9 protein-coding genes are annotated in these 8167 nt (G+C 53.7%); 4 read left to right on the forward strand and 5 right to left on the reverse strand.

Annotation, left to right across the window (positions count from 1 at the left end; translation table 11 throughout):
* Positions 1-321: GAF domain-containing protein (locus VFG09_15020; GenBank protein HET6516463.1), on the forward strand; the 321-nt coding region annotated here is incomplete at its 5' end.
* Between the two features lie 16 nt (positions 322-337).
* Positions 338-739 carry an adenylyltransferase/cytidyltransferase family protein gene (locus VFG09_15025; protein HET6516464.1) on the forward strand — a complete coding sequence of 134 codons (402 nt, stop codon included), beginning with the start codon at positions 338-340 and terminating at the stop codon, positions 737-739.
* Between the two features lie 57 nt (positions 740-796).
* Here the strand turns inward: VFG09_15025 and VFG09_15030 are convergent, their stop codons facing one another.
* Positions 797-1030, reverse strand: coding sequence for a hypothetical protein (locus tag VFG09_15030; protein ID HET6516465.1), 234 nt, complete (start codon positions 1028-1030; stop codon positions 797-799).
* 190 nt (positions 1031-1220) lie between these two features.
* Between VFG09_15030 and ettA the strand changes: the two genes are divergently transcribed.
* On the forward strand, positions 1221-3047 hold the full coding sequence (gene ettA / locus VFG09_15035; protein ID HET6516466.1) for an energy-dependent translational throttle protein EttA: 1827 nt from the start codon (positions 1221-1223) through the stop codon (positions 3045-3047).
* 20 nt (positions 3048-3067) lie between these two features.
* On the opposite strand, the gene VFG09_15040 is transcribed toward ettA, so the two are convergent.
* The 3 genes from VFG09_15040 to VFG09_15050 all read right to left on the reverse strand — a co-directional run bounded on the left by VFG09_15040 (position 3068) and on the right by VFG09_15050 (position 7024).
* Entirely contained in the window at positions 3068-3565 is a 498-nt protein-coding gene (locus VFG09_15040) for a dCMP deaminase family protein (protein ID HET6516467.1), read from the reverse strand.
* A 4-nt stretch (positions 3566-3569) separates the two neighbouring features.
* Positions 3570-5822 (reverse strand): vitamin B12-dependent ribonucleotide reductase, encoded by a 2253-nt coding sequence (locus VFG09_15045; protein ID HET6516468.1) that lies wholly within the window; start codon positions 5820-5822, stop codon positions 3570-3572.
* 233 nt (positions 5823-6055) lie between these two features.
* Positions 6056-7024 carry a KpsF/GutQ family sugar-phosphate isomerase gene (locus VFG09_15050; GenBank protein HET6516469.1) on the reverse strand — a complete coding sequence of 323 codons (969 nt, stop codon included), beginning with the start codon at positions 7022-7024 and terminating at the stop codon, positions 6056-6058.
* Positions 7025-7325: 301 nt separating this feature from the next.
* Here VFG09_15050 and VFG09_15055 point away from each other — a divergent pair, with 301 nt between their 5' ends.
* A complete protein-coding gene (locus tag VFG09_15055; protein HET6516470.1) occupies positions 7326-7931 on the forward strand; it encodes a hypothetical protein in 606 nt (201 codons plus the stop codon).
* 25 nt (positions 7932-7956) lie between these two features.
* Here VFG09_15055 and VFG09_15060 read toward each other — a convergent pair.
* On the reverse strand, positions 7957-8167 hold a 211-nt coding region (locus VFG09_15060; GenBank protein HET6516471.1), incomplete at its 5' end, for a 3-deoxy-8-phosphooctulonate synthase.

An 8167-nucleotide genomic window follows, 5' to 3' on the forward strand; every position in this document is an offset into this window, starting at 1 on the left:
GGGCTCAGCGAGACCTATCTGAACAAGGGACCCGTTGACGCCGAAAGGAGTGTTGCCGATGCCCTCGACGGCAGGCCCGTGACCATCTATGACGTCACGACAGACCCGCGGATAGTCTACAAGGAGGAAGCGAAGAAAGAAGGCATAGGGAGCATGCTCGTTGTCCCGATGATCTTCCGGGGGACGGTGATCGGTGTCATGAGGATTCTCACGAAGAAGAAGAGAATTTTTCACGAAGATGAGATTGAGTTTGCAACGGCCCTTGCAGAACAGGCTGCCATAGCCATTGAATATGCAAAGATTTTCTCTCCGAAGGACTGATGGTCGGAGTTGATTGATGAGCGGGAGAGTTGTATGTGCAGGGACCTTTGATCATCTCCATCCGGGGCATCTCAATTTCCTCATGCAGGCATCTGCCCTCGGCGATGAACTCATTGTGATTGTTGCGAGGGACGAGACGGTCAAAAAGATAAAGGGCGCCAGCCCTGACCATGATGAGAATCTTCGGAAGTCGAACGTTGAGGCAACAGGTATCCCAAAGAAGGTTGTCCTCGGTAATCTCAATGAGGACCTCTTTGTTATCCTTGATGAGCTCTCGCCCGCAGTCGTGGCCCTGGGGTATGATCAGCGTGTCTCTGAAGAGGAGATTGTCGCCCGCCTCCCGGGATGCAGAGTAGTGAGGACCGAGCCCTTTCATCCGGAGAGATTCAAGTCTTCCTTCTATAGAAGAGACCGGTAGGTTTCCGCCGGGCCCTCTCCGTTATTGCTCTCAGAGAGGGCTCTTTTCTCAAGCCCGTTATTTCTTTGGAGACTTCTTTTTCGCCGTCCTCTTCTTTTTTTGCGGGACTTCTTTTTTTGCTGTCCTCTTCGTCGTCTTCTTTTGTCTCCCCTCCTTGCCCTTGCCGGAAGAGATCTCCGTCACTACCGCACCGCAACAGTATATGGGCTCCAGGCGGGTTTCGCCTGTCGGCGTGGAAACAATCCGGTGGCCACACTCTTCACACTCATACGTGATGATTCTTGCCATCATAGTTCCTCCTCTCCACTTCTTGAGAAATGCTTATACCAAAAGGCATGGACGAACTCGCACAAGAATTTATCTCCCTCCGGCCTATTCTCAACGTTCGTCTCGATCCGACACTTTGAGAAAGAAGCTCATGCACTTGCGGTCCTGCTACACCTTGCCTTGAGGTGAAAGTCAGGTATCTCTTCCAGAGCCAATGGAAGTCGCTTACCACCATTATACGGGAAATGTGGTTTTCTTTGCCGGAAAGATCGGATATAGTAGAGAGACGGCCCTGTCTTCTGAGAAGGTCGGGGCCGGAGGATCTGAGACTACGAAGAGAGGAGTGCGGAGTAAGATGGGCGATGAACCGAACAAAGTTATCTATTCTATGGTCGGAGTAAGCAGATACTATGACAAGAAGGTGGTGCTCAAGGATATCTATCTCTCGTATTTCTATGGGGCCAAGATCGGTGTCCTCGGTCTGAACGGTTCGGGAAAGAGCTCTCTGCTTCGCGTCCTGGCCGGTGTTGACAAGGACTTTCTCGGCCAGACCGTTCTTTCGCCGGGATATACCGTCGGATACCTGGAGCAGGAGCCCCGGCTCGATGAAAGGAAGAACGTGCGTGAAATCGTTCAGGAGGGTGTGCAGGAGACTGTCGATACGCTCAGCGAATATAACAGGATCAACCAGAAATTTGCCGAGCCTCTGTCCGACGACGAGATGAACAGGCTCATCGAAAAGCAGGGAGAGGTGCAGGAAAGACTCGAGGCCCTCGACGCATGGTCCCTTGACTCACGGCTTGAGATGGCAATGGATGCCCTGCGATGTCCTTCGGGAGACACGCCGGTAACGGTGCTTTCAGGCGGAGAAAAGCGTCGTGTGGCCCTCTGCCGTCTGCTCCTCAGGAAACCCGACATCCTTCTCCTCGATGAACCTACCAACCATCTCGATGCAGAGTCGGTAGCATGGATCGAGCATCATCTCCAGAGTTATCCGGGAACGGTGATCGCCGTCACCCATGACCGTTATTTTCTCGACAATGTGGCAGGCTGGATCCTCGAACTCGATCGGGGGCAAGGGATTCCATGGAAGGGCAACTACTCGTCGTGGCTTGAGCAAAAGAAGAACAGGCTGCAACAGGAGGAGAAGGCCGAGAGCAGCCGCCGGAAGACCCTGGAGCGTGAGCTTGAGTGGATCCGGATGTCGCCAAAAGGGCGCCACGCAAAATCAAAGGCCCGCATCGCTTCCTATGAATCGCTCCTTGGCCAGGATGTCGAGAAGAGCGCAAAAGACATGGAGATCTATATTCCACCGGGACCGCGGCTGGGCGACGTGGTGATCGAGGCTGATAAGGTGACCAAGGCATATGGTGACCGGATACTTATTGAGGGGATGTCCTTTTCCCTTCCGCCGGGCGGAATCGTAGGCATCATCGGGCCCAACGGCGCCGGGAAGACGACCCTCTTCAGAATGATAACGGGGCAGGAGAAGCCTGATTCGGGGACTTTCAGGCTTGGAGAGACCGTCAAGCTTGCCTATGTCGATCAAAGCCGCGAAGCCCTCGACCCTGACAAAACGATCTGGGAGGCGATTTCAGGCGGGGAGGAGACGATCCAACTCGGTAAAAGGCAGGTCAACTCCCGTGCCTATGTGGCGAAGTTCAACTTTTCAGGATCCGACCAGCAGAAGAAGATCGGCCTCCTGTCAGGGGGAGAGCGTAACCGTGTCCATCTTGCCCGGACACTGAAGGAAGGGGCGAACGTCCTTCTCCTTGATGAGCCGACGAACGACCTCGACGTGAACACGATGCGTGCCCTTGAAGAGGCGCTCGAGAACTTCGCCGGCTGTGCCGTTGTTATAAGCCATGACCGATGGTTCCTCGACAGGATCTCGACCCACATCCTGGCCTTTGAAGGGGACAGCAAGGTTGTCTGGTTCGAAGGGAACTATTCGGAGTACGAGGCCGACAGGAAAGCGCGCCTCGGGTCTGCCGCAGACCAACCCCACAGGATCAAATACCGGCAGTTGACGAGGACGTAGTTCGGGGTTGTTCTATTCGTTTACCCAGTATTGACCGGCGCGTCCAGCCCTCTCGTGTCCTCGATCCTGATGATCTCTCCGCTCTTTGAGAGATAGACCACCTGCTGGATCTGGGCGTTCCTGATCATCCTCTTGCAGAGGAGGCAGGGCTTCCCTTCCGCTGCTGTCTGGTCTTCTTCAAATCCTGCGATATAGATGACAGCGTCCTTCATGCGTTCAGGAGAACCGTTGATGATGGCATTCTGCTCGGCATGGACAGCCTCGCACAACTCGTATCTCTCGCCGGCCGGTACATTCAGTTCCCTTCTTTTGCAGGTGTCCCGGTCAACGCAGTTCACCGATCCTCTCGGGGCGCCGTTATATCCCGTGCTCACGATGACGTGGTCCTTCACAATGACCGCCCCATACCTCCTCCTGAGACAGGTCGAACGCGAGGAGACAACCTTGGCTATCTCTATAAAATACTCATCCCATGAAGGCCTGCCGGGAGGGGTCTTTCCGTTCTTCCTGTTCACCATGTTCCTACCCGCACTTCGTAAACCCACAGTTGTGGCAGATCGCGCAACCCCCTTCGTGTTCAACGGCCCCCCCGCATTCGGGACAGGCGCCGATGAACAAGATCTCATGATCGTCATCCTTATGCCCGTTGCCGTTTCCGTTTTCGGGCTTCGTCGCGTATTTTTCTATGGCCTTTGCGATGGCGTCGGAGCACGAGAGGATCTTCCCTCCACTGCACCATGCAGGCTGGTGGCATGATATGCCTTTGAGCTGTTTGATGACTTCTGCGGGGTCTATGTTTGATCTGAAGGCGAGAGATACGAGCCTCCCTATGGCCTCTGCCTGGCTTGAGGCGCACCCTCCGGCCTTGCCCATGGATGTGAAAAGTTCAAAGAGCTGACCCTTTTCGTCCTCATTGATCGTAACATAGAGGTTCCCGCACCCCGTCTTCATAAATCGTGTTACACCTTTGATCACCTCGGGTCTCTTCTTCGGTATGATCTTGCCGCAAGAGCCGTCGGCTTCGGACTGCCCATGGCCAGGGGCCTGTGCCCTGCCCTCTTTTGTCTTTCCCGTCGATAAAACCTGTTCTTCCCTTGATCCGTCGCGATAGACCGTCACGCCTTTACATCCCAGTTTATAGGCAAGGAGATAAACATCTTCAACGTCCTGGGGTGTTGCATGATGGGGAAAGTTAACGGTCTTTGAGACGGCATTATCGACATACTGCTGGAAAGCCGCCTGCATCTTTATGTGCTCCATGGGCGTTATGTCGTGGGCTGTCACAAAGACCTTTCTTATATCCTCGGGGACCTCTTGAAAACCCTGAATCGTACCTTTCTCGGCAATCCTCTCCATGAGTTCCCTCGACCAGAACCCCCGCTCTTTGGCGACCTTTTCGAAGTATGGATTGACCTCGATGAGCTTCGTCCCTTCCATAACGGTCCTTACATAGGAGACGGCAAAGAGCGGTTCAATGCCTGAAGAGCAGGCAGCGATGATCGAGAGGGTCCCTGTGGGAGCGATCGTTGTAACCGTTGCGTTCCTGAGGCCTATCCTGCCCTCGTATATGCTCCCCTGATAGTTCGAAAATACCCCGCGTTCTTCCGCCAGTGATACGGATGCATTCCTCCCTTCCGTCTGGATGAAGCCCATCACCTTTTCAGCCATCTCGATCGCCTTTGACGAATTGTAGGGGATCCCCAACTGTATGAGCATATCGGCCCACCCCATGACCCCTAACCCTATCTTCCTGTTTGAAAGGGTCATCTCCTCTATCCTGCGAAGAGGGTACCTGTTTGCATCGATCACGTTGTCGAGAAAATGGACCGCCTTCCATACGGTCTCTCTGAGTTGCTCCCAGTCGGGCTCCGAGCCTCTGACCATCTTTGCGAGGTTTATCGAACCGAGGTTACAGGACTCATAGGGGAGGAGAGGTTGTTCTCCGCAGGGGTTTGTCGACTCTATCTCTCCTACATGGGGCGTTGGATTGGAGGCGTTCAGCCTGTCGAGAAATACTATGCCGGGCTCGCCGTTTTTCCATGCGTGATCAACGATGAGACGGAAGACCTCCTTTGCCCTGAGTCTGCCGCAAACCACTCTCTTCCTCGGGTTGACGAGATCGTATTCGCCATCTTCGAAGAGGGCCTTCATGAATTCTTCGGTCAAACCGACGGATATATTAAAATTATTGAGCCTTGTGTTTTCGTCTTTGCACGTAATGAAGGCGAGGATGTCGGGGTGGTCTACTCTCAGGAGTCCCATGTTGGCTCCGCGCCTTGTGCCGCCCTGCTTCACTGCTTCTGTCGCCGTGTCGAAGACCGTCATGAACGATATGGGGCCTGATGACACCCCCTTTGTCGACCCTACGACATCACCGCCCGGACGAAGGCGGGAGAAACTGAATCCCGTTCCGCCGCCCGACTTATGGATTATTGCGGCATTCTTGACGGCGTCGAAGATCGATTCCATGGAGTCTTCAACAGGAAGGACGAAGCATGCGCTCAACTGGCCGAGGGTCCTTCCGGCGTTCATGAGGGTCGGGCTGTTTGGAAGAAAGGAGAGAGAAGTCATCATCCCGCAGAATGCTTCCTCTGCCTTTGCAACGTCGGCAGGGGCCTTGCCGTACTTCATATCGGCAGCGGCTATGGCCCGTCCAACCCTCCTGAACATCTCTCCAGGGGTATCGACGATTTTTCCGTTTTCATCCTTCTTGAGATACCTCTTCTCGATAACCTTAACAGCATTCGGCGACAGATTCAGGTGCGATACTGCCATAATACCTCCCTATGATTGGCTTGTTTTCTCATAACAGGATGAATCTGATTTCTAAGTTTGAGATCCGTTTATATTGTATTGAATTTATACTTTCGAGTAATTAAACCACAATATATTGTGCCTGTCAATAGAAAAATGAGGGAAGACATAAGTCTTTGATTTGTCTATTCTTTTGTTGTGAATTCAGGTGTTAGCAGAATGTCAGGCCGGAAAAGCTAAGCAGAATCTTAACCCTAGACGATCCCCTTCTTCAATATGTCGTGTAGGTGGATGACACCCAGGGCACGGCCGTCGTCATCGGGGACGACAAGAGACGTGATGGCATGCCGCTCCATGATCGAGAGGGCCTTTGCCGCAAGCTCACTCCCTCCAATCGTCTTGGGTTTCTTTGTCATGACCTCTTCTGCTCTCATATCAAAGAGGGACTTTCCCCACTGCTCTATCCCTCGCCTCAGGTCGCCGTCGGTGACAACACCGAGGATCTTGCTCTCCGAATCCGTAACGAGGGTGATACCGAGCCGCTTGGACGATATCTCAACAACCGCCTCTATCATGGACGTGGCCGGAGATACGACGGGGAGGGCTTTACCGCTGTGCATAAGGTCCCTGACCTGAATGAAGAGCTTCTTTCCGAGGCTGCCGCCCGGATGAAAAAGGGCGAAGTCTTCCTCCTGAAATCCCCTCTTTGTGAGAAGGGCAACGGCAATGGCGTCGCCCATGGCCATTGCGGCTGTCGTAGAGGCCGTCGGCACGACTCCGAGAGGACATGCTTCCTCCTTTACAGATACATCAAGATTCACATCCGCTGTCTTTGAAAGGGTCGAATCGGGATTTCCTGTCATGGAGATGAGACTCACGTTGAAGCGCTTCAGAAACGGTATCAGGCCGACGAGCTCTTCGGTCTCACCGCTGTTTGAAATGGCCATAACCACATCATCGGCCGTGACCATCCCGAGGTCGCCATGACTTGCCTCAGCCGGATGAAGGGAGAAGGCAGGGGTACCTGTGGATGCGAGAGTCGCAGCGATCTTCTTGCCGACGAGCCCTGATTTGCCCATGCCCGTAACAACAACCCTGCCGAGGCTTCTGTAGATAATCTCCACAGCCTTCTCAAAATTGCTGTCGAGCCTCTCTCTCAGGGCAAGGACGGCATCCGCCTCTGCGCTGAGGACCTTCGCTGCTATGTGAAGAACGTCGTCCATACCATCTCTTCTCCTGCACTCAATTGTATCACATTCCGGCCCGTCTGTGGAAAACCGGACAATTCCACTTGTTAACAACGAACCTGACGAAGATGAAAAAGTCTTCATTCTGCTTTAATCATCTTTTCATTCTCAGGAACTAGACTTTTCTTAATGGATAGCACGGGATGTGGTGCTGATGAAAATCGTCCCGCAGGAGGTAACGGATATGTCACTCAGAGGATTTCGGCTGAAGAAGAACTCAACCCCCCATCTGGTGGATCACACAAGCCCATCACGTGAGCAAAAGAAGGAGACAAGGATGAAGAACAAGACTCTCGTCAATACCCTCCTGCTGGTTGCCGTGCTTATGGCGGCATCGATGAGCAACGCTTCCCAGTCAGGAGAAACGATGCCGCTGCCGGCTGGAGAACAGAGTTTCACCTATGATCCGGTAGCGTCACCTGTCCTGAGCACAGACCCTGCGCAGGCAAAGCCCATCGGCGTCGGGTCTGTTGCGAACGGTGGAGATACCTTCGATATTACGGTAGCTCTCGACAAACTTTCGGGGCCCGTCGATGTGGCCTTCGGCATCTATGCCTCGTCGATTAACCCTACAGAAGTCTTTTTCCTCGATTCCTCCTATTCCCTCAAGCCCTTCTCGAAGGCAGCAGTAGCGGTAGCGGCTGAGGACCAACAGTCAGGGAAGAGACCACATCCGATCAAGGTTAGAAAGCTTATTCTCTGGAAGATGAGGATCAACGACCTGAACGAGGGCCTCCTCGTCAACGTTCCTCTCTCTGTCCTTCCATCAGGCCAGTATACGCTGATTCTCGATGTCTCACCATCAGGGACCAACGGCGACGATAGTGATGGGAACGGAGAGGACACCTACTACCGGTGGATTACGAGCTTCGGGATCAACTAAATTCTTTCAGACGAGGACGAACTGCCTAATCCTGACGACAGCTCAGCACATGATGGAGGGCCTTCACCGTTGCGAGGAGTTTTTCAAGCTCATCCAGTCTCACCATGTTAGGCCCGTCACAGAGCGCCTTTTCAGGCTCGGGATGGACCTCGAGGAAGAGCCCGTCAACGCCGACAGCAACAGACGCCCTCGCGAGGGGCTCTGCAAACTCCTTCTGGCCTCCTGAGCAACTCCCC

The organism is Thermodesulfovibrionales bacterium, assembly GCA_035686305.1.
Taxonomy (GTDB): Bacteria; Nitrospirota; Thermodesulfovibrionia; order Thermodesulfovibrionales; family UBA9159; genus DASRZP01.

Bases quoted from the DNA above. Each gene is read 5' to 3' on its own strand.
- VFG09_15025 (HET6516464.1), top strand. From the start codon at position 338: ATGAGCGGGAGAGTTGTATGTGCAGGGACCTTTGATCATCTCCATCCG.
- VFG09_15045 (HET6516468.1), bottom strand. From the start codon at position 5,822: ATGGCAGTATCGCACCTGAATCTGTCGCCGAATGCTGTTAAGGTTATC.
- VFG09_15050 (HET6516469.1), bottom strand. From the start codon at position 7,024: ATGGACGACGTTCTTCACATAGCAGCGAAGGTCCTCAGCGCAGAGGCG.
- ettA (HET6516466.1), top strand. From the start codon at position 1,221: ATGGAAGTCGCTTACCACCATTATACGGGAAATGTGGTTTTCTTTGCC.
- VFG09_15055 (HET6516470.1), top strand. From the start codon at position 7,326: ATGAAGAACAAGACTCTCGTCAATACCCTCCTGCTGGTTGCCGTGCTT.
- VFG09_15040 (HET6516467.1), bottom strand. From the start codon at position 3,565: ATGGTGAACAGGAAGAACGGAAAGACCCCTCCCGGCAGGCCTTCATGG.
- VFG09_15030 (HET6516465.1), bottom strand. From the start codon at position 1,030: ATGATGGCAAGAATCATCACGTATGAGTGTGAAGAGTGTGGCCACCGG.